This window comes from Aquitalea magnusonii (assembly GCF_003202035.1).
GTDB lineage: Bacteria > Pseudomonadota > Gammaproteobacteria > Burkholderiales > Chromobacteriaceae > Aquitalea > Aquitalea magnusonii.
In genome coordinates, this window is the sequence record NZ_QJKC01000003.1 from 108,777 (window position 1) to 128,676 (window position 19,900).

The 19,900-nt window shown below is 62.2% G+C and carries 16 protein-coding genes; 13 read left to right on the forward strand and 3 right to left on the reverse strand.

Going from position 1 to position 19,900, the window contains the following annotated elements; genetic code table 11:
* Nucleotides 1–11: 11 nt before the first annotated feature.
* The gene (locus tag DFR38_RS04145; RefSeq protein WP_059287050.1) at nt 12–1,004 is read right to left on the reverse strand and encodes a sulfate ABC transporter substrate-binding protein; all 993 of its coding nucleotides are present in this window, start codon (nt 1,002–1,004) and stop codon (nt 12–14) included.
* Between the two features lie 419 nt (nt 1,005–1,423).
* On the opposite strand from DFR38_RS04145, the gene DFR38_RS04150 reads away from it, so the two are divergent.
* A complete protein-coding gene (locus DFR38_RS04150) occupies nt 1,424–2,749 on the forward strand; it encodes a DUF3422 family protein (protein WP_110313041.1) in 1,326 nt (441 codons plus the stop codon).
* A gap of 370 nt (nt 2,750–3,119) precedes the next feature.
* On the forward strand, nt 3,120–4,745 hold the full coding sequence (locus tag DFR38_RS04155; protein ID WP_059287140.1) for a methyl-accepting chemotaxis protein: 1,626 nt from the start codon (nt 3,120–3,122) through the stop codon (nt 4,743–4,745).
* A 105-nt stretch (nt 4,746–4,850) separates the two neighbouring features.
* On the opposite strand, the gene DFR38_RS04160 is transcribed toward DFR38_RS04155, so the two are convergent.
* On the reverse strand, nt 4,851–6,749 hold the full coding sequence (locus DFR38_RS04160; RefSeq protein ID WP_059287139.1) for a propionate--CoA ligase: 1,899 nt from the start codon (nt 6,747–6,749) through the stop codon (nt 4,851–4,853).
* Between the two features lie 306 nt (nt 6,750–7,055).
* Here DFR38_RS04160 and DFR38_RS04165 point away from each other — a divergent pair, with 306 nt between their 5' ends.
* The 10 genes from DFR38_RS04165 to ggt all read left to right on the forward strand — a co-directional run bounded on the left by DFR38_RS04165 (nt 7,056) and on the right by ggt (nt 18,766).
* Entirely contained in the window at nt 7,056–8,297 is a 1,242-nt protein-coding gene (locus DFR38_RS04165) for a PP2C family protein-serine/threonine phosphatase (RefSeq protein WP_059287138.1), read from the forward strand.
* Between the two features lie 32 nt (nt 8,298–8,329).
* On the forward strand, nt 8,330–8,890 hold the full coding sequence (locus DFR38_RS04170) for a SiaB family protein kinase (RefSeq protein WP_059287137.1): 561 nt from the start codon (nt 8,330–8,332) through the stop codon (nt 8,888–8,890).
* A gap of 11 nt (nt 8,891–8,901) precedes the next feature.
* Entirely contained in the window at nt 8,902–9,288 is a 387-nt protein-coding gene (locus DFR38_RS04175; protein WP_059287136.1) for a DUF1987 domain-containing protein, read from the forward strand.
* A gap of 104 nt (nt 9,289–9,392) precedes the next feature.
* Nucleotides 9,393–10,652, forward strand: coding sequence for a glutamate-5-semialdehyde dehydrogenase (locus DFR38_RS04180; protein WP_110313042.1), 1,260 nt, complete (start codon nt 9,393–9,395; stop codon nt 10,650–10,652).
* Between the two features lie 167 nt (nt 10,653–10,819).
* Nucleotides 10,820–11,272, forward strand: a complete 453-nt coding sequence (locus DFR38_RS04185; protein WP_059286879.1) for a DUF2214 family protein — start codon at nt 10,820–10,822, stop codon at nt 11,270–11,272.
* Between the two features lie 79 nt (nt 11,273–11,351).
* Nucleotides 11,352–11,726, forward strand: a complete 375-nt coding sequence (locus DFR38_RS04190) for a hypothetical protein (protein ID WP_146215912.1) — start codon at nt 11,352–11,354, stop codon at nt 11,724–11,726.
* Nucleotides 11,727–12,142: 416 nt separating this feature from the next.
* Nucleotides 12,143–13,525: a DUF2252 domain-containing protein gene (locus DFR38_RS04195; RefSeq protein WP_059286877.1), complete on the forward strand. Its 1,383-nt coding sequence runs from the start codon at nt 12,143–12,145 to the stop codon at nt 13,523–13,525.
* 158 nt (nt 13,526–13,683) lie between these two features.
* On the forward strand, nt 13,684–15,294 hold the full coding sequence (locus DFR38_RS04200) for a methyl-accepting chemotaxis protein (protein WP_059286876.1): 1,611 nt from the start codon (nt 13,684–13,686) through the stop codon (nt 15,292–15,294).
* Between the two features lie 212 nt (nt 15,295–15,506).
* Nucleotides 15,507–16,859, forward strand: coding sequence for a glutamine synthetase family protein (locus DFR38_RS04205; RefSeq protein ID WP_110313043.1), 1,353 nt, complete (start codon nt 15,507–15,509; stop codon nt 16,857–16,859).
* A 188-nt stretch (nt 16,860–17,047) separates the two neighbouring features.
* On the forward strand, nt 17,048–18,766 hold the full coding sequence (gene ggt / locus DFR38_RS04210) for a gamma-glutamyltransferase (protein ID WP_059286875.1): 1,719 nt from the start codon (nt 17,048–17,050) through the stop codon (nt 18,764–18,766).
* A 2-nt stretch (nt 18,767–18,768) separates the two neighbouring features.
* Here the strand turns inward: ggt and DFR38_RS04215 are convergent, their stop codons facing one another.
* Nucleotides 18,769–19,083: a hypothetical protein gene (locus DFR38_RS04215; RefSeq protein ID WP_059286874.1), complete on the reverse strand. Its 315-nt coding sequence runs from the start codon at nt 19,081–19,083 to the stop codon at nt 18,769–18,771.
* 270 nt (nt 19,084–19,353) lie between these two features.
* Here DFR38_RS04215 and DFR38_RS04220 point away from each other — a divergent pair, with 270 nt between their 5' ends.
* Nucleotides 19,354–19,812, forward strand: a complete 459-nt coding sequence (locus DFR38_RS04220; RefSeq protein WP_082693584.1) for a universal stress protein — start codon at nt 19,354–19,356, stop codon at nt 19,810–19,812.
* The last annotated feature ends 88 nt before the right edge of the window (nt 19,813–19,900 follow it).

Consider the following 19,900-nt stretch of genomic DNA (forward strand, 5'->3'; position numbering starts at 1 on the left):
GCTGGCTCCGCTTAATGCTTGCTGTAAATCTGGTCAAACACGCCGCCATCGGCAAAGTGCTTTTTATTGACCGCCGCCCACGAACCGAACACGCTTTGCACGGTAAAGGTTTTCACATAGGGAAACTGGGCATCGAATTTCTGCGCCACCGCCTTGTCCTGCGGACGCAGATAGTTTTGTGCGGCAATGGTCTGGCCTTCGGTACTCCACAGGAAGCGCAGATAGTCTTCCGCCTGCTTGCGTGTACCTTTCTTGTCCACCACCTTGTCGACAATGGCCACCGGGTTTTCCGCCAGCACCGACAGCGGCGGGTAGACGATTTCAAAGCTGCCACGGCCAAACTCGCGGGCGATCAGCTCGGCCTCGTTTTCGAAGGTCACCAGCACATCGCCGATCTGGCGCTGCATGAAGGTGGTGGTGGCGGCGCGGCCACCACCATCCAGCACCGGTACGTTCTTGAAGATGCCGGCCACCAGCGCACGCGCCTTGGCTTCGCTGCCACCCGGCTGTTTCAGGCCGTAACCCCAGGCGGCCAGATAGCTGTAGCGGCCATTGCCCGAGGTTTTCGGATTGGGAATGATCACCTGCACACCCGGCTTGGCCAGGTCGTTCCAGTCACGCAGCTTGTGCGGATTACCCTTGCGCACCAGGAACACCGTGGGGGAAGTGAACGGTACCGAGGCATTGGGCAGGCGGCTGGCCCAGTTGGCCGGAATCAGCCCGCGCGTGGCCAGCAGGTCGATATCCGACGCCTGGTTCATGGTGATCACGTCTGCTGCCAGGCCATTGGCCACCGACAGCGCCTGCTTGCTGGAGCCGCCATGCGACTGCTGGATGCTGACGGTTTCGCCGGTCTTGGCCTTGTAGGCTTTCTGGAAGGCCGGGTTGTAGTCTTTGTAGAAATCGCGCATCACATCGTAAGAAACATTCAGCAAAGTGACATCTGCCAGCGCATGGGCGGACAGCACGGCGGCCACCAGGCCGAACAAAGCGCGCAATTTCATGACGGACTCCGGGAAGATTGAACTGACATCATGCTAACCCAGCTGCCATATTCCCATTAATAATATTGTGAGATACATTTATATCGAAAAATACTATTCAACCAGGGCGCGCCGCTACAGCCGCGACCAATCGGCATGGCAAGGAGGCGCAACGCAGCAGCAGGTTTTTTGTTAGCGGCGCTTAGCAGCGCTGACAAGCGGCTTTCCACTAGCGGCAGGCTGCTTCAGCCAGCGCGGGCCGCAAACAGGCGGCCTGCCACAGCTGAATGGTGTTCAGCCAGTCCGGCACGGACTGGCGCGCTAATTGCATGGTGTGGCCAAAGGCGTATCGGGTATGCTGGTGCGCTCGAGCGGTTTGAGTCCTGGCGGGTCCGGCGGCCTCCCCAGCACTGAAACCGTTTACCTTTCAGGACCCACCGATGACGACACTCACCCCGCACCACCTGCGCCGTGAACTGAACGAGGAAGCCCATGCGCGGCCCTATGCCGCCATTCCCTCCCCGGCCCGGCTGACCTCGCTCAGCCTGTATTACGATTTCGACGACGCACCGCAACGCGCCGCGCTGGCCGACCTGGCCGAGCGCATCGGCCTGCCGGCGCCGCTGGCGGAACAGGCGTATTACTCGGCCAGTGCCGGCGACCTGACGGTGCGCTGGTCGCTGCATACCGAATTTGCCCGCTACACCTTCATCGTTGGCGGCGATTGCGCCGATCCATTCGAACGCACGGCACTGGACCGCATTCCCGCCGCCTGGTTGCTCGAGCTGCCCGGCGTGGTGCTGGTGGCACTGCATGCCGTGCTGCTGCCCGCCGAGCGCGAAACCGAGCTGGCCGACATGTCCAGCCGCTGGTTTGGCGGACGCGACCTGATCGGCGCGGAAATCGGCGATGGCAACGGCGCGGCCTATACCGATTTGCGCCTGCACCCCGACGCCCGGCTGGCCGAAGGTTTTTCCCGTTATGTGGTGGTGGACCGCGCCATGGGCGCCAGCCAGTCCGGCCGCATGCTGCAGCGGCTGTTCGAACTGGAAACCTATCGCATGCTCACCCTGCTGGCGCTGCCGATTGCCAAGAAGCAGATGCGCGATCTGGACAATCTGGGGATCGCCCTGCGCGCCATCACCGAACGCATGGCGGCACCGGATGGCAATGGCTCGGACGCCCAGCTGCTGTCGGAGCTGACCGGGCTGGCCACCCGGGTGGAGCAGCTGATTGCGGAAAGCCAGTACCGTTTTTCGGCGGCTCACGCCTATTACCGGCTGGTGGAAGCGCGCATCAGCGAATTGCGCGAACAACGCATCTCCGGCATGCAGCCCTTCCGCGAGTTCATGGAACGCCGGCTGTCCCCGGCCATGAATACCTGCGAAACCGTGGCACGCCGCCAGGACCGCATCACCGCCCGCCTGCAACGCACCACCGCCCTGCTGCGCACCCGGGTCGAAGTCCTGCATGAAGAACAGAACCGTGCCTTGCTGGCCAGCATGGACCGCCGCGCCGCCTTGCAACTGCGGCTGCAGGAAACCGTGGAAGGCTTGTCGGTTGGTGTGCTGACCTACTATATGGTCAGCCTCTTGCACCATCTGCTGGCAGCGGTGGAAGCGGCCGGCCTGCATCTGAATGTGGAACTGCTGACCGGCCTGGCCATTCCGCTGGTGGCTCTGACCGTATGGCTGAGCATGCGCCGGCTGAAAGCATCGCTGAACAAGGGACAGGACGCCCATCAGGATAGCGAGCTATTGCGCTAAACCTGCTGCACATTCCCCGCGCGGCGGCAGCCCATGCTGCTGCAATATGGCCGGCTGCCGGCCTGGCGTGGCCCGTATCCGTCACGGATACGGGCCACGCAGTCCATCCAGCGCAGCGATTCCCCATGCTGATTGCTTGTTTTTCAACTCCTTAACGAAAATAGCCGGTGCATTTGATGTAGGCCATAAAAACAAAAACAATTCTTATTGTCAGACAATTTTGTTTCCGCCAAAATCAACCCTGACCGTCGCGGGGTTGCCATCCGGCAAGGCCCGCCACGGCAAGACGGATCCGCAGCAGCCTGGACAATCTGAATAACACATACGGTGCCATTACCGCCTGGCCACCCTACCAACAGCAAGTGAACCCATGCCCAGAAAAACACAAAAACTCAAGCCCATCCTGGTCGGTTTCATTGCCATTGTCGTTGCCCTGCTGCTGACGCTTGGACTGGTCACCCTGTTCAGCCTGCAGCGTATCGACGAAACCACCCACTACGAACAGGATGTCACCAACAGCCTGGTGCAGAACATGACCGATGTGCGCTACCACGTGGTGCAGATCCAGCAGTTCCTCACCGATGTCAGCGCCACCGGTGATGCCGATGGCTACAAGGATGCCGAGGAACACTACCAGGCACTGCAAAAGAATCTGCCCGCCATCAGCCGGCTCGACCCGTCGCTGGCGGGCAAGGTCAACGCCATGCAGCAGGCCGTGGAGCAGTTCTACAGCGTGGGCAAGCGCATGGCCAAGGCTTATGTCGAAGGTGGCCGCGAAGCCGGCAATGTACTGATGAAGGAAAAGGGCAGTGGCTTTGACGACCGTGCGGAAGAACTGACCAAGCAGGTGGAAGCGCTGAACGAGCATATCAACAAGGCCGATGATGCCGCCTACGCCGCCATGAACCAGACCACCACCCATCTGCGGGACATGATTCTGGGCCTGGCCGCCGTGCTGGTGATCGTGGTCGTCCTGGGCGGCGTGCTGCTGTACCGCCGGGTGTTCGGCGTGCTGGGCGGCGAACCGGCTGTGGCCATGGAAGTGGCCAACCGCATTGCCAGCGGCGACCTGAGCCAGCGCATCGTGCTGCCGGCAGATAGCGAAGGCAGCCTGCTGCACAGCCTGGCCGACATGCAGGGCCAGCTGCGCACCATCACCAGCAATATCCGCAACCTGTCCGGCGAACTGGACAGCAGCGCCGACAGCATGAGCGGCGCGGCGCACCAGCTGCAGAAATCCAGCGCGGTACAGAGCGAATCGACCCGTTCCATGAGCGTGTCGGTGGAAGAAGTGCTGCAAAGCATCCAGCAACTGGGCAGCCAGAGTCAGGATGTGGGCGGCGAGGCGCAAGGTGCCGGACAGATGGTCAGCGATTGCGAGCAGCTGATCCATGCGACTGCCAGCGATATCAGCCATATCGCCGAGCGCATCGGCAATGCCGCCAACGCCATCGACGACCTGAACAAGCAGACCGACGCCATTGCCTCCATCACCCGCACCATTCACGACATCGCCGACCAGACCAATCTCCTGGCGCTCAATGCCGCCATCGAGGCCGCGCGCGCCGGGGAAATGGGCCGCGGCTTTGCCGTGGTGGCCGATGAAGTGCGCAAGCTGGCCGAGCGCACGGGCGTGGCCACGGTAGAGATTTCCGGGCAGATCGAAACCATCCGCCAGGGCATGACCGGGGTGGTCGGCGTCATGCAAAGCAGCGTGGATGCCTCCAACCACGGGGTGGAGCAGACCCACAAGGCACGCGAGGCCATCAGCGGCATCCGCCAGAATACCGACCAGATCGTCGAGCACATCCAGGGCATCAGCCTGGCGCTGCGCGAGCAGCAAAGCGCCATGGGCGACATGGCGCAGCGCATCGAGGTGATTGCCAGCATGACCGAAGCCAATCAGGTCACGGTGGAGGCTTCCGCCTCCGCCTCCGACCAGCTGAACAGCCATGCCAAGGCGCTCAATGCGGCGGTCAGCGTCTTCCGCAGCTAAGCCGGACAAGCAGACGGACGCAAAAATGCCGCATCCCATGACAGGATGCGGCTGAATCCACAGCCGGCAACTGACCCGTGCCGGCCGTGTCCACCCACCTTCAGTTCAAGACTGCACGGCCTCGCGTACCTGTTCCAGGCCGGTCGGATCATCCAGCGTGGTCAGGTCGCCCGGATCACGCCCCTCGGCCAGCGCCTGTATCGAACGGCGCAGCACCTTGCCGGAGCGGGTCTTGGGCAGCTGATTGACAAAATACACCCGTGCCGGATTGGCAATGGCCCCCAGCTGTGACGCCACCTTGGCAATCACCTCTTTTTCCAGCGCGGCCTTCTTTTCCGGGTCCTTGAGCACCGAGGGATCGCGCAGCACGGCAAACGCCTGCGGCACCTGGCCTTTCAGTGTGTCATGCACCCCCACCACCGCCACTTCGGCAATGGCAGCGTGTCCGGACACCGCCTCTTCGATTTCCCGCGTGCCCAGCCGGTGGCCGGCGACATTGATCACATCATCGGTACGGCCAAGAATGGTGAAATAGCCGTCGGCATCGCGCACCCCCCAGTCAAACGAGGAATACACCTTGCGGTCCTGGAACAGGCTGAAATAGGTATTCACAAAGCGTTCGTCCTGCCGCCACACCGTGCTCATGCAGCCGGGCGGCAGCGGCGGAATCACCGCAATCACCCCCTTCTCGCCCACCGGCACTTCCGCACCGGTCGCCTCGTCCAGCAGCTTGACGTTATAGCCATACACCGGCAGGCCGGGGCTGCCCAGCTTGGTGGGCAGCGGCTGTACGCCATTGCACACGGTCAGCATCGGCCAGCCGGTTTCGGTCTGCCAGTAATTGTCCAGCACCGGAATCTTCAGCTCGTCGGCAATCCAGCTGGCCGTCGGCTCGTCCAGCGGCTCGCCGGCCAGGAACAGGGCACGCAGGCTGGACAGATCGTATTTGTGCAGCCATGCCGGGTCCTGCTTTTTCAGCACGCGTAAGGCAGTGGGAGCCGAGAACATCACCGTGGCGCGGTATTTCTCCACCAGCTGCCACCAGATGCCCGGATCGGGGCGGACGGGCAGACCTTCATACACCAGCGTGGCCATGCCGCAAATCAGCGGGGCATACACGATGTAGGAGTGCCCCACCACCCAGCCGATGTCCGAGGTGGAAAAATAGGTTTCGCCCGGCTTGCCGCCATAGATGTAGTCCATGGTGGAGGCCAGCGCCACGGCATAGCCGCCGGTATCGCGCTGCACGCCCTTGGGTTTGCCGGTGGTGCCGGAGGTATACAGGATGTAGCTGGGATGGTTGGACTCCACCCACTCCACTTCGGCCCGGTCATGCCAGTGCTGCTCACGCAGGGTGGCGTAATCCAGGTCGCGCCCCGGCTTCATCATCGGCGCTTCGGCCAGACCGCGATTGACCAGGATCACCTTGTCCGCGGCCGCGCTGCCGGCCAGCTCCATCGCCTCATCCACCAGTGGCTTGTAGGCAATCACCTTGCCGCCACGCATGCCGGCATCGGCAGTGACCAGCAGCTTGGGGGCGGCGTCCTCGATGCGGGTGGCCAGGCTGGCCGAAGCAAAACCACCAAACACCACCGAATGAATCGCCCCCAGCCGTACCGTGGCCAGCATGGCAAACAGCGCCTCCGGAATCATCGGCATGTAAATCAATACCCGGTCGCCCTTGCCCACGCCCTGCGCCTGCATGATGGCGGCAAAGCGGCTGACTTCCTCATGCAGCTGGCGGTAGGTGTAGGTGAGTTCGGCACCGGTTTCGCTGGAAACATGAATCAGCGCGGCCTGGTCGGGCCGGGTTTCCAGATGGCGGTCTACCGCGTTGTAGCAGAGATTGGTTTCGCCGCCGGCAAACCACTGGCGAAAGGGGGGATTGTCGTACTGCAATACCTGGGTATAGGGCTTGTGCCAGTAAATGCGCGCGGCCTCGGCACCCCAGAATGCTTCTGGCTGCTCGATGGAACGGCGATGGAATTCTTGATAGTCGCTCATGCATTCTCCCGAGGATGGTAGCTAGATCTTTGTTTTATTTATCAACCAAGCGGTTGCTAGACAAGCAAAATAAGCCCTTTATCCCACAGGGTCAAGCAGCATCGCCATCTCGGGCAGGCCGGCGCCAATAGCCGTCGGGGCGAAACAACAGGCCATGGATCTGCCAGCTTGTATTCATTCAATAATCAAAACATCTAATAAATAACACCAAGTTTAGTTAGCAATAAAACAAAATTCATCTTGTAGTAACCGAATCATCATCCGGCAAAACTAGACTGCGGCCACGTCAATTCCGCCGAGAACATCATGCCGCTAGATAGCACCCCCCACGCCGCTCGCTCGCAATCCATGGCGGGACATCTGCTGCAAACGCCGCCGACTGTCAGCCCCAATGACAACAACTACCACGTGCTGGAACTGTTCACCCAGGATGAAGGGCTGAGCAATATCCCGGTGGTGGAGCAGCAGCGCGCAATCGGCATCATCAACCGCAATACCTTCATGAGCACGCTGGCCCGCCCCTTCCACCGCGAAATCTTCGGCCGCAAGCCCTGCACCGCCTTCATGAATGCCAGCCCGCTGATCGTCGACTATCTGACGCCGATTACCGAGCTGTCCTTCATGGCGCTGGAAGCGGACAAGAAAGTGCTGTCGGACGGCTTCATCATCAATCTGGACAATGCCTATGCCGGCATGGGACTGGGCGTGTCGCTGATGCAGGCACTGGCCGACCAGCAGGCGGAAAAACACCGCCAGATGATGGAGAGCATCAATTACGCCAGCGTGATCCAGCAATCCTTCCTGCAAAGCTCGCGCCGCGACATGGCGGCCGCACTGGACGATTACTTCATGGTATGGGCCCCGCGTGACATCGTCGGCGGCGACTACTACTACTTTGTCAAACGGCCGGATGGTTTCTTTGTCGCGGTCATCGACTGCACCGGCCACGGCGTGCCGGGCGCCTTCATGACGCTGATCATGGCCTCCACGCTCAAGCAGGTGCTGACCAGCCACGACCTGCACAACCCGGCAGCCCTGCTGCAGGCGATCAACCAGCAGGTCAAGCAGTCGCTGGGCCAGCTTACCCCGGAAGAAGCCGGCCTCGCCGACCACCCGGAGCTGAACTCCGACGACGGCATGGACGGTGCCTTCTGCTGGTTCGACTATGCCAGCCGCACCCTCACCTATGCCTCGGCCAAGACCCCGCTGTTCGTACTGGAGCCGGGCGCGGACGAAGTCCACACCCTGGATGCCAACAAGAAGGGCGTGGGCTATGTCGGCACGCCGCTGGACTACCAGTGGGACAACCACGCCGTGCAGCTGCCGCCGGGCAGCCGCCTGTATATCAGCACCGACGGCATCATCGACCAGATCGGCGGCCCCAAGCGCATCTGCTTTGGCAAGAAGCGCCTGAAGGAAAACATCCTCAAACATGCCGACAAGCCGATGCAGCAACAACAGAAGCAGCTGATCGACGCCTTCCTCAAATGGCAGGGTGACAACAGCCGCCGCGATGACGTCAGCCTGTTTGGCGTCCACCTGCTCTGATTCCAGCGACCACCCATCAAGAAAGAACGCACATGAGCCTGACCGATTTCCACCGCTTCAAGGAACTGGCCCGCCAGGAAAACGTGGTGTTCTATTACACCGGCTATTTCTCGCAAAGCATCGTCACCGCCATGGGTGACTCGCTGCGCCTGCGCCTGTCCAGCCTGGACGCCAGCCAGACCGCCCGCCGCAAGCTGTTTTCCGTATTCGTGGAAATGGCGCAAAACGTGGTGCATTACTCGGCTGATCACCTGACCGCCACCGATGAATCCGACCATGAAATCCGCATGGGTTCGCTGTGGGTGGGCGAGGCCGACGGCCACTACTACGTGGTATGCGCCAATCCCATCAGCAGCGAAGGGGCCGCGCATATCCGCGCCAAGCTGGAACCGCTGCGCACCATGACCAATGACGAAATCAAGGCCCTGTACAAGGAAAAGCTGCGCGCCGAAGGCGAAGCCGGCAGCAAGGGCGCCGGCCTGGGCTTCCTCACCGTGGCCCGCGACTCCAGCAATCCCATCGAATTTGATTTCGTCGATGAAACCGGCACAGCCGGCCCGTTCACCACCTTTTATCTCAAAGCCACCATTTAAAGCACCGAGCCATGCAAAACCTGTATATCGCCCCGACTTCGTCCACGCCGGAAGTGAACTTCCAGTTCGACCAGCACCAGCTGAGTCTGCGCGGAGAAAGCTACCCGGAAAACGCGCAAGCCTTTTTCGGCCCCATCATGCAGGCGGTGCAAAACTACCTGCCCAGCCTGCAATCCACCCAGGTCACGGTGGACGTGCAGCTGGCCTACTTCAACAGTTCCAGCACCAAGGTGCTGCTGGAGTTGTTCAGCCTGTTCAATGACGCAGCAGTGGCAGGCAATTACGTCACCCTCAACTGGCACTACATCGAGGACGACGAAACCATTCTGGAATTCGGCCAGGAAGTGGCGGATGACTTCACCGCGCTGGATTTCCACCCCTGCGCACTGGTGGAATAAGCCACTGTCCGACAATATCCACCTGGCGGCTGACTGGATACGGCAGCAGGTTTTGGGGTAATCTGGCTGACTACCCCGACAAGATCTGATTCAGGACATCCGCCATGAATGTGAAGGACTACATGCAGCGCGTCGGCCAGGCGGCGCGCAAAGCCAGCCGCGCCATTGCCAAGGCCGATACCCGCCAGAAAAACCAGGCACTCAATGCCATGGCCGATGCCATCGTGCGTGACAGCGCCAAACTGTTGGCCGCCAACCGGCAAGACCTGGACGCTGCGCGCGCCGCCGGGCTGGACGCCGCCTTCATCGACCGTCTGGCCTTGTCCGAGGCCACCGTGGCCGGCATGGCCGAAGGCCTGCGCCAGATCGCCAGCCTGCCCGATCCGGTGGGCGAGATGGACGATTTCTGCTACCGCCCCTCCGGCATCCAGCTGGGCAAGATGCGCGTGCCGCTGGGTGTGGTGGGCATCATTTATGAAGCCCGCCCCAATGTCACCGCCGATGCCGCCGGCCTGTGCCTGAAATCCGGCAACGCCACCATCCTGCGCGGTGGCTCGGAAGCCTTCCACAGCAATCAGGCCATTGCCGCCTGCGTGCACGAAGGCCTGCGCCTGGCCGGCCTGCCGGCCGAAGTGGTGCAAGTGGTGGAAACCACCGACCGCGCCGCCGTGGGCGAGCTGATCACCATGCAGGAATACGTGGATGTGATCGTGCCGCGTGGCGGCAAGAGCCTGATCGCCCGCATCAGTGCCGAAGCACGGGTACCGGTCATCAAGCATCTGGATGGCAACTGTCATGTCTATATCGACGACACGGCCAATCCGGAAAAAGCCTTCAATATCGCCATCAACGCCAAAACCCAGCGCTATGCGCCGTGCAACACCATGGAAACCCTGCTGGTGCACACCGCCTTTGCCGAATTCATCCTGCCGCGCCTGGCGGAAGCCTATTGGGAAAAAGGCGTGGAGCTGCGCGGCTGCGAGCGCACACGGGTGATTCTGGGCGAGAAGATCGTGCCGGCCACCCAGGACGACTGGTATACCGAGTACTCGGCACCCATCCTCGCCATCAAGGTGGTCAAGGACCTGGACGAAGCCATCGAGCACATCAACCACTACGGCAGCCATCACACCGATGCCATCATCAGCGAGGATTACGGCCGTACCCGCCGCTTCCTGCGCGAGGTGGACTCCTCCAGCGTGATGGTGAATGCCAGCACCCGCTTTGCCGATGGCTTCGAATATGGCCTGGGCGCGGAAATCGGCATTTCCACCGACAAGATCCATGCCCGTGGCCCGGTCGGCCTGGAAGGCCTCACCAGCCAGAAATGGATCGTGCTGGGCGATGGCCAGGTACGCGGCTGACCCCCGTTGCGGTGCCATGAAACCGGCTGCGGCCGGTTTTTTTGCGCCTGCCGCCGGCGGACAAATGTCACAGCCGCCGCCAGCATGACAGGCAAATACCGCTGAATGCTTGCCAGCAGCAGCCGGCTTCACTAGTGTAGTCAGACTTGGCTGGCCGGGGGGTCATCATGCTGCAATGGCTGTTTGCCACGCTACATCTGCTGGCCCTGGGCTGCGGCCTGGGCGCGCTGGCGGCGCGAGCCCGCAATCTGGCTCCGCCACTGGATGCTGCCGCCCTGACACGCTGCCTGCGCGCCGACAACTGGTGGCGGCTCAGCCTGCTGCTGTGGCTGTGCAGCGGTGCCGGGCTGGCGTATTACCATGCCGCCATGCTGTGGCAACAAGGGCGGCCGGTCCCGCTTGCCATGGCCAAGCTGCTGGGCATGCTCCTGCTGCTACTGCTGGAATGGCGCATCCGCCCGCTGCTCAGCCAGTGCCGACAGCGGCTGGAGCGTGGCCGCCTGCCTGCAGAAGAGCTGTGCAGCCAGCTGGCAGGCCAGAGCCGGCGGCAATTGCTGCTGTTATTGCTGTTGCTCATGCTGTCCAGCGCCTGGCAAAGCGGCGCGTTCAACACTCCTTAACATCTGTTGGCACAGCCTGGCGGAACCAGCAGGCGCAATCGGGCCTCCATCCGCATATCACTTGCCAGAGCAGAACCTCATGCCAACACCCCCATTCTTTACGGCCTTGTGCCAAGCTTTTCGCCGTGCACACCTGTTTGCCGTCCTGCTGCTCATCCCGCTCACCGCCCTTGCCGACAGCAGCTTGCAGCTGTCATCCGACAAAAAACCCGCAGAGGTGGCGGACTGCCTGAAACAGGGCATCCGCCAGCTGAAGATTCCCGATGACTATGTACGGCGCGACAGCAAGGCCGATGGTACGGAAACCATCAGGCTGCTCAACCCGGTCAGCGGCAACACCAGCCTGCAAGTGGATGTACAGCCCGATGGCGAGCACAGCCGGCTGCAGGTCGACCAGAACGGCATCCCGCTGACCCCGCCCTGGTTGCGCCTGATCAAGCGCTGCGCCAGCTGACGCCAGCTGTGGACAAGTCCACCAGCAGCGTCTGCGCTGTGGATGAGCGGGATAAAACCTGAACAAGCTGTGCATAAGACATGCGCAACCTGCCCGCAATGCGTGACAATGCCCCGCACATGGCGCCGCCGCCGCTGTGCATATTTTTCCAGATGGCCATTCTGCTGTGGATATTGTGCACAGCCTGTGCATGAATCTGTGGATAAAATCGGCATGACCCTCACCCGCCCCCGGCTTCAGACGGCGCCTTCCACCCATCCCGCAGCGGCCCGGCACGAGCGCCAGCAATTGCTGCACTGCCTGCTGCAAGACTAGCCACCGTGCTGTCCGTGACAGCAAATGACATCCCATCATCAATTTTTCATGTCTGCGGGATTACACTGTGCTGAATTGTCATCTACAGCCAGTTAACTGCCATGCCCACTCCCGCACATCTGCAATATGAAAAACGCCTGGCCGCCGGCAAGGCGCGCCGTGAAAGCTGCTCCCGCACCCTGCAGGCGCAATGCCTGCTCAGCCCGCAACGCGACGTGGTGGACATGCTGCGCCAGACCTCCGCTGGCCGGGTCCCTTCGCTGATTCCCCTGCGCTACAGCCGCATGCAGGCTTCGCCCTTTGCCTTCTTCCGCGGCATGGCCATGATCCAGGCCGCCGATCTGGCCGCCACCCCCAATAGCGGCATCACCCTGCAAACCTGCGGCGATGCCCACCTGATGAACTACGGCTTCTTCGCCTCGCCGGAACGCCAGCTGATGTTCGACATCAACGACTTCGACGAAACGCACCAGGCGCCGTGGGAATGGGACATCAAGCGCCTGGCGGTCAGCGTGGTGCTGGCGGCGCGCAATCGCGGCTTCAGCAATGCGGCAGCACGCCAGGCGGTGTGCCAGCTGGTGGGAACCTACCGCAAGCGCATGCAGGAATATGCCCAGATGAGCCAGCTGGAGCTGTGGTACTGCAAGGTGGGCTTCGAACAATTACTGCAGCGGGCCAATAGCGACAGCATCCGCCAGCAGCTGCTGAAGCTGGCGGACAAGGCGCGCGGCCAGACCCAGGAAAAACTGCTGCCAAAGATGACGGTACTGGAAGACGGCAGCCTGCGGCTGCGCGACAACCCGCCGGTGATCTTCCACATGCAGCAGCAAGACCAGGTCTGGGGCAATGATGAGCACTGGCTGGGCGATGGCAGCTCACACGACTTGCTGCACACCATGCTGGCCGAGTACAGCGCCACGCTGAAAGAAGACCGCCGCACCCTGCTCAGCCGCTTCCGGCTGGTGGATGCCGCCTTCAAGGTGGTGGGGGTGGGCAGCGTCGGCACCCGTTGCTTGGTGATGCTGCTGCAGGATGAATACGACCAGCCGCTGTTCCTGCAATTGAAAGAAGCGCGCAACTCGGTGCTGGAGCCCTACACCCAGCCCTGCGTGCACGGCCACCAGGGCAAGCGTGTGGTGTTTGGCCAGCGGCTGATGCAGGCTGCCAGTGACCTGTTCCTGGGCTGGACGACCGGGCCGGGCGACCGTCATTTCTATGTACGCCAGCTGCGCGACATGAAGGCAGCACCGGCACTGGAATCATTCGACTCGGCGGAAAGCCTGGCGGCATTCGGCCAGGCCTGTGCCTGGGCACTGGCACGCGCCCATGCCAAATCCGGTGGCCGTGCTGCGGAAATGGCCGGCTATATCGGCCAGTCGGACAAATTCGACCAGGCCATCGCCAGCTATGCCATGAGCTATGCCGATCAGGTGGAGCTGGATTTTGCTGTTTTTACTGCCGCTTTGGCCGAACACAAGCTATAAGTGAATCATCCGCCGCCAATAAAGAGCGACTAGGGGTTTTCAGCAGTTATTCCGGCCTGACCCTGCGTTTAGTATTAACAATGCCCCGGTATATTTACCGGGGCAACTTACAGAAGATGCCATCTTAAAGAACTCACTCCACGCCAAGGACTGCCATCGTGCGCGTCAATACCCGTCTGCTCATCATCATTGCTGCCAGCCTGATCGCGCTGATCGCCCTGGCAGCCACTTCGCTGTACATCACCCGCAGCACGCTGCAGAGCGAAAAGCGCGAGCAGATCACCCTGTTGCTGCGCATGGCGGAGAACACGCTCGACTACTACGCCAAACAGGAAGCCAGCGGCAAACTGAGCCGGCCACAGGCACAGGACATGGCACGCAAGGCGCTGAAGGCACTGAAGGTGGACGACATCTACTTCTTTGCCCGCGACAGCGACAACCGGCTGGTGCTGCATCCCAAGGCTGACCGTGAAGGCAAGGTGGACATGGGCAGCACCGTGCCCGATGGCCGCACCACGGTAGCCGTGTACAACGAAGCACTGCAAAAAGACCATTACGGCATCGTCACCATCCTGACCTCGCGCGGGGCAGGCAAGGAGCAGCTGCCCAAGCTCAACGGCGTGGTGCGCTTCGACCCCTGGGGCTGGACGGTGGGCACCGGCTTTTTCATTGACGATATCGACGCCCTGTTCTGGCGTCAGGGCACCATCCTGCTGCTCATCAGCGGCCTGTCGGTGCTGGCGCTGGTCGTGCTGGGCAGCGCCATGTCGCGCAGCATCGTGCGCTCGCTGGGCGGTGAGCCCGGCTACGCCGCCCAAGTGGTGCGCCAGATTGCCCAGGGCGACCTGACCGAACAAATCCGGGTCAACGGCCCGCCGCACAGCCTGCTGGCCGCCATGCACGACATGCAGCAGAAGCTGCGCGAAATGATCAACCAGATCCGTCAGTCCACCGACAATATCGGCCAGGCCGGCCAGCAGCTGTCGGCACAGATGAACAAGGTGGACGAAGTGTCCGGCATTGCCAGCAACTCCACCGCCTCTGCCGCCGCCTCCATCGAGCAGCTGTCGGTCAGCATCGATCATGTCAAGGACAATGCCGGCGGCTCGGAAGAAGGCGCCCGTCGCTCCAGCCAGCTGGCACGCGAGGGTGAGCTGGTGGCCAAGGAAGCCGCCAGCGGCATCGAATCCATCGCCACCCAGGTGGGCGATGTCAGCGATCTGGTCGGCAGCCTGGCCGAACGCACCCGCAACATCAGCGGCATTGCCGAAACCATTCGCGACATCGCCAACCAGACCAATCTGCTGGCGCTGAATGCCGCCATCGAGGCCGCCCGTGCCGGTGAGATGGGCCGCGGCTTTGCCGTGGTGGCCGACGAAGTACGCAAGCTGGCCGAGCGCACCGCCAGCGCCACCAATGAAATCACCAGCATCGTCCAGGCCGTGGTGGATGAAACAGGCAGCGTGGCCGGACGCATGCAGGAAATCCGCCCCGCGGTGCAGTTGGGCGTGGGCAAGGCCAATGAGGCCGCCCAGACGCTGGATACCATCAGCCGCCAGGCACACAGTGCGCTGGAAAGCCTGCATTCGGTGGTGAGCGCCATGACCGAGCAAAGCCAGGCCGGTGCCAATATCGCCGTCAGCGTGGAACAGGTGGCTGGCGTGGTGGAGGAAACCCAGAGTTCGGTCAAGCTGGCGGTCCAGGCCATGCAGAATATCGACCAGCACGCCCGCCAGTTGCAGCAGTCGGTAGCACGCTTCCGGCTGTAAGCGCTTTTCCCTGCCTGTGATCAAACCGGTCCTGCCTGCAAGCAGGGCCGGTTTTTTCATGTGCCATGGCCGGCCGCAGCGATATCGCGCTTGCCCTCCCCCCTGCCGGTGGCATAATGCCCACAGGGCTCAGCCCGCAAAATCAAAAAAATGCAGCACCGACAGACAGGCAGATAGATGAAACAATCGAGAACACTCCAGGGGAGACCTGCATGTCCCAACACTCCATCGCGGCTGCTCAAGCCGAATGGTTGATTCAGCAAAACGTCCGTGACGTTGAGCTGGCCTTTGCCGATGTCAGCGGCTTTGCCCGCGGCAAAACCCTGCCCGCCAAGGCCCTGATCAAAGGCCAGGAATTGCGCATTGCCCGTGCCGTCGCCATCCAGACCTGCGTGGGCGAATTTCCCGACTACCGTTTCTATGGCGAAAACGACCCCGATGTCGTGCTGCGCCCGGATTTCGCTACCCTGCGCCCGGTACCCTGGGCCAAGACCCCGCGCGCCATGGTGGTGTGCGACAACATTGATCACGATGGCAGCCTGTCGCCGCTGGCACCGCGCTCGGCGCTGAAAAACATTCTGGCGCGTTACCAGGCCCGTGGCTGGACCCCGGTGGTGGCACCGGAGCTGGAGTTTTACATCTTCGATGCCCACGCCAATCCGGAGCAGCCCTTCCAGGCACCGGCCCTGCGCACCGGCCGCCGTGAAACCGGCTTCGACGCCTTCAGCTTTTCCACGCTCAACGATCTGGAAGGCTTTTTCGACGACCTGTACCGCGCCTGTGAGCAACTGGGCATCCAGACCGACACCTATGTGCACGAAATGGGCCCCAGCCAGTTCGAGATCAACCTCAAGCATGGCAATGCGCTGGAGCTGGCCGACCAGACCTTCCTATTCAAGTACGCGCTGAAGGAAATCGGCTACCAGCACGGCCTGACCGTGGTCTGCATGGCCAAGCCGCTGCCCGGCCAGCCCGGCAGTTCGATGCACCTGCACCAGAGCGTGGTGGATGGCCAGGGCAATAATGTGTTCAGCCAGGCCAATGGCGAGGCCAGCGCCGAATTCTTCCATTACATCGGCGGCCTGCAACAGTATCTGCCGCACCTGATGCCGCTGTTCTGCCCCAGCCCCAACTCCTTCCGCCGCTTCGTCAAGGGTCTGGCCGCACCGGTGAATGTCAGCTGGGGCGTGGACAACCGCTCGGTAGGCATCCGCGTGCCGGTATCCGGCCCGGAAGCCCGCCGCGTGGAAAACCGCCTGCCAGGCTGCGATGCCAATGCCTACCTGTCGCTGGCGGCCAGCCTGGGCGCCGGCCTGCTCGGCGTGGAAGAAAAATGCAGCCCGAGCGAGCCGGCTGTCGGCAATGTCTTCAACAATGCCGATGCCGCCACCCTGCCCAATACCCTGGACGCCGCCTGCGCGCTGATGGCTGCCCATGACACGGCCGAACGCCTGTTCGGCAGCGAATTCAACGCCGCCTATCTGGCCGTCAAGGAAGTGGAACTCAGCCATTTCCACAACCAGATCACGCCATGGGAGCGCCAGTACCTGGCCACCCTGTCCTGATCCGGCAGCCCTGGCAGGGACAACGGCCTGACGCCTATACGCGCCAGGCCGTTCTGCATGGGGCCGACCGCGCAGGATTGACCCTCTCCCGCCCCTGTCGCACCATTGCCCCTGTGCTTTTCACACCGCCCGCGCGCGCTGCGGGAGGCCACCGCTGATCCAGCCCATCGCCAACGAGGTCCGAATTCATGTTGTTACGCAGTCTGCTGCTCTTGCTGTGCGCCCTGCCAGCCCTGGCGGAAACCGCAGCGCCTGAAGCCGCCAGCGGCTTTAGCCCCCGCCCCGCCGTCAGCGCACGCAACAGCATGGTAGCGACCGCCAATCCCTACGCCAGCAAGGCTGCGCTGGAAATCCTGCAACGCGGTGGCAGCGCCATCGATGCGGCCATCGCCGCCCAGCTGGTGCTGGGCCTGACCGAGCCACAATCGTCCGGCATCGGGGGCGGGGCCTTCATGCTGTATTACGACGGCCACCGGCTCACCAGCTTCGATGGCCGGGAAACCGCCCCGGCCACGGCGGATGGCAAGCTTTTCCTGCAGGCACAAGGCCAGCCCATGGACTTTTATCAGGCGGTGGTGGGGGGACGTTCGGTGGGGGTGCCCGGCGTGCTGGCCATGCTGAAGCTGGCACACCAGCAAGGTGGCCATCTGCCATGGGCCAGCCTGTTCCAGCCGGCCATCCGCCTGGCGCAACAGGGCTTCGCCATTTCACCACGGCTGTACACCCTGCTGGCTAACGACCGGTTTCTGCGCGAGGACGCCGCTGCCCGCCGCTATTTCTACCAGCCGGATGGCCAGCCCAAAGCCATGGGCAGCCTGCTGAAAAACCCCGAGTATGCGGCAACGCTGGAGCAGATCGCCCGCCATGGCCCGCGCGCCTTCTACCAGGGCGAGATCGCCACGGCCATCATCGACAAGGTCAACCAGCATCCGCGCAACCCCGGCCGCATGCTGCCGGCTGATCTGGCAGCCTACCAGGCCATCGAACGCAAACCGCTGTGCGCCCCCTATCGCAGCTGGCAGGTCTGCGGCATGGATGCACCCAGCTCCGGCGGTGTGGCCGTGCTGCAAATGCTGGGCATGCTGCAACGCTTCCCGCTGGCGGGCATGTCGCCCACCGCCGGCTCCACCATCCATTTGTTTGCCGAAGCGGGCAAGCTGGCCTTTGCCGATCGCAACCGCTATCTGGCCGACCCGGCTTTTGCCAGCGTGCCCAGCGCGGCACTGGTCGCCACCGATTATGTGCAGCAGCGCAGCCTGTTGATCCGGCCGGAACGCAGCATGGGCACGGCCAGCGCCGGTGAGCCGGCCGGCGTCAAATTATCGGCCTATGGCAGGGATAGTGCAGTGGAGCTGCCCTGTACCTCCCACCTCAATGTGGTGGACCGGCAAGGGCGGGTGGTCAGCATGACCAGCTCGATTGAAGACCAGTTTGGCAGCCGCATGCTGGTCAAGGGCTTTTTGCTGAATAACCAGCTGACGGATTTTTCCTTTGCACCGGAAGACCACGGGCTGCCGGTAGCCAACCGGGTGGAAGCCCGCAAACGGCCGCGCAGCAGCATGTCGCCCACCATGGTGTTCGACAGCAAGGGCAAGTTCCTGCTGGCCACCGGCTCCCCCGGAGGCAGCCAGATCATCGGCTATGTTGCCCAGACACTGATCGCCCTGCTCGACTGGAAGCTGGATCCGCAACAGGCCGTCAGCCTGCCGCACTACGGCAACCGCAACGGAGCCACCGAACTGGAAGCGGGTCAGGGACTGGACTTGCAGGCCAGCACGCTGACGGCGCTGGGGCATCAGGTGAAAATGGTGGACATGACCAGTGGCCTGTCGGCACTGGTCAGGACGGGCAATGGTTATACCGGTGGTGCGGATCCACGCCGCGAGGGGCTGGTACTCGGCCGCTAGGGCTAGCGGCGGCTGGCCTGCAGGCGCTTGGCCAGTTGCTCGATCGCACCATCGCGGCTGATCGGCGGGATATTCTGGTGCTGCTCGGCCATGATCCACTTTTCCACCACCGAACGGTCGCCACGGGCGGCCTTGAGCAACAGGCCGAAAGCGTGGCCGGTGCTGTGTTCCAACGGCTCCAGGGGCCGGGACTGGGTATGTGCGGCATAGATGCGGCTATCGTCCGCCACCTTGTTGTTTTTGCGCTTGCCCGACTTCAGACTCCAGGCAACGATGGCGGCAATAACGAGCAAGGACAGCAAGGCAAAGATCAACATGATGTAAAACCATCCTCCTTGGTATGCAAATGGGTCGGGCCGGAATAGCGGCAGACCATGGGTTCACGCATTAAACGCGGCCCATGGTCTGTTCGAGTTTGTTATAGATCAAATGCATAACAATTAGTTCGGAGAGTCTTTCTGCCGCCGCGAGTATCCTAAAATCAAACAGGGCATTCAGCCGCTTCAGGACGCCGGGCAGGGCCTCATGCCGGCCGACAGTACCGCCATCTGACCTGGCGCGAGCGACGGTTTTACGAGGAGCACTCCATGTATCAACACATTGTTATTGCAGTAGATGGTAGCCGAACTTCTGCAAAGGCTCTAGCCGAGGCACTACGTATTGCCAAAACGGCACAATCCAGCGTGTCGCTGGTGCATGTGGCCAGTTTGCGCGACATGGCCATCGAGGGCGTGGGTGCGCTGGACACCCATCAGCTGCATGATCTGGCCTTCCGTCAGGCGCGCGAGTTGCTGGACAAGGCAGAAAAACAGGCCATCAACGAAGGGGTCAGCCGGGTGGACTGCCATATCGCAGAAAGCTGGGAAGGCGGCAAGGACATGGCGGATGCCTTGATCCGCTTTGCCGACAGCCGCAAGGCCGAGTTGATCGTCATCGGCACCCATGGCCGCAGCGGACTGGCTCATCTGCTGCTGGGCAGCTTTGCCGAAAACGTCATGCGCAAGACCCACTGCCCGCTGCTGGTGGTGCGCGGCGAGGAAGACTGAAACCGCCGGCCGCCTCACTCGCAAGATCCCACCGCACCGTCAGGCCACAGGCAAGGTGGCCGGTGCCATCCGCAGAGTGCATGACGCC